The following is a 1701-nucleotide window of genomic DNA, read 5'->3' as shown; positions in this document are numbered from 1 at the left end:
TACGGCTTTCGGCCCGACTGGTGCGAGGCGAACGATCCGGAGTCGAAGGGGATCGTGGAGAACCTGGTCGGCTACGCCAAGCGGGACCTGGTCGTTCCGCAGGCGCCGTTCGAGGACCTGACGGTGGCCATATCGCCGCCCGCGCGTGGTGCGCCGAGGTCAACACGGTGGCGCATTCGGAGATCTGCGCGATCCCGGCCGAACGGCTGGCCGCCGAGCGGGAGGTGATGAACGCGCTGCCGTCACTGCGTCCCGCGATCGGCAAGCCGCCCATCACGCGCAAGGTGGACAAGCTGTCGTGCGTGCGGTTCGGCTCGGCCCGCTACTCGGTGCCCAACCGCCTGATCGGGGTCCGTGTCGCCGTCGTCGAGGCCGACGGCCGGCTCCTGATCAGTGACCTGGCCACTGGGGAGATCGTCGCCGACCATGCTCCGGTCGCGCCAGGCGAGGCCGCGATCTGCGATGAGCACTACGGCGGCCCCAGGCCGCCCGCGCCGCGTCGCGCCGCCCGCCCGCGTACGTCGATGGAGAAGGCGTTCCTGGCGCTCGGCCCGGTCGCCGAGGCCTGGCTTGCCGGCTCGGCCGCCTCCGGCAACACCCGCCTGGCCGCCGATCTGGTCGAGTTGGCCGCCCTGCAAGCGGCCCACGGCGATGCCATGCTGGTGGCCGCGTTGGAGCGCGCGGCGCGGTTCCGCCGCTGGCGAGCCGATGACATCCGCTCCATCCTCGCGGCCGGATCCGGCACGCCACAGCCGACACCCGCCGGGGACGCGCTGGTGATGGCCCTGCCCACCGTCCCCACCCGGTCACTGGACGACTACGCCCTCGACCGGATCGACGAGATCGGACAGGCCGGATGACCGCGCCCAGCACGCCCGCACTGCCCACCGACCTGGATGCCGGGCTACGCCGCCTGAAGCTGGCCACCATGCGCCGCCTGGCACCCGAACTGCTCATCACCGCCCGCACACAGCGCTGGAACCCCGAAGAGTTCCTCCGCACCCTGCTGGAGGCCGAACTGGCCGCGCGCGATGAGTCCAACGTCCGCACCCGGATGAAGGCCGCCTCCTTCCCGGTGATCAAAACGATCGAGGAGTTCGACGTCGGCGCTTCCTCCATCCCCCGCGCGACCTTCGATTACCTCGCCGGCTTGGAGTGGATCCGCGCCCAAGAGAACTACTGCGCGGTCGGCCCAGCCGGCACGGGCAAGTCCCACAGCCTGGTCGCCTTCGGTGTCGCCGCCGTCCACGCCGGTTACAAGGTGCGCTACTTCACCGCGGCCGAGTTGGTCGAGACGCTCTATCGGGGCCTGGCCGACAACTCCGTCGGCCGCGTGATCGAGAACCTCCTGCGCAACGACCTGGTGATCATCGACGAGGTGGGCTTCGCCCCGCTGGACGACACCGGCGCGCAGCTGCTGTTCCGGTTCGTGGCCGCCGCCTATGAACGCCGCGCACTCGGCATCGGCTCGCACTGGCCCTTCGACCAATGGGGCCGCTTCCTGCCCGAGCACACCACCGCCGTCAGCCTGCTGGACCGGCTCCTACACCACAGCGTCGTCGTGGTCACCGAGGGCGAGTCCTTCCGCATGAAACAGGCACGAACCCGGACAGGTGGACGCCTCACCAAGAAGTAGTCAACTACGAAGGCGTGGGGACCTCTATCCGGCCACCAGCGGCGACACGCACTCGGCCGTTGACA

The 1701-nt window shown here is 70.1% G+C and carries 2 protein-coding genes; both read left to right on the top strand.

Annotated elements, in window-relative coordinates:
* The first annotated feature begins 167 nt into the window (after positions 1-167).
* Positions 168-860 carry a Mu transposase domain-containing protein gene (locus ACTWPV_RS49650; protein ID WP_443157219.1) on the top strand — a complete coding sequence of 231 codons (693 nt, stop codon included), beginning with the start codon at positions 168-170 and terminating at the stop codon, positions 858-860.
* Complete coding sequence (istB, locus tag ACTWPV_RS49645) at positions 857-1636, top strand: IS21-like element helper ATPase IstB (protein ID WP_443157218.1); 780 nt, start codon at positions 857-859, stop codon at positions 1634-1636. Before ACTWPV_RS49650 ends, istB begins: the two co-directional genes overlap by 4 nt.
* Positions 1637-1701 lie beyond the last annotated feature (65 nt).

Source organism: Nonomuraea sp. KM88 (assembly GCF_052245635.1).
Taxonomy (GTDB): domain Bacteria; phylum Actinomycetota; class Actinomycetes; order Streptosporangiales; family Streptosporangiaceae; genus Nonomuraea.
The sequence above is the reverse complement of the archived record's forward strand: the minus strand, read 5'-3'. Positions and strand labels throughout refer to the sequence as shown.

Excerpts from the sequence above, each read along its gene's own strand:
- istB (WP_443157218.1), top strand. The coding sequence starts at position 857 with ATGACCGCGCCCAGCACGCCCGCACTGCCCACCGACCTGGATGCCGGG.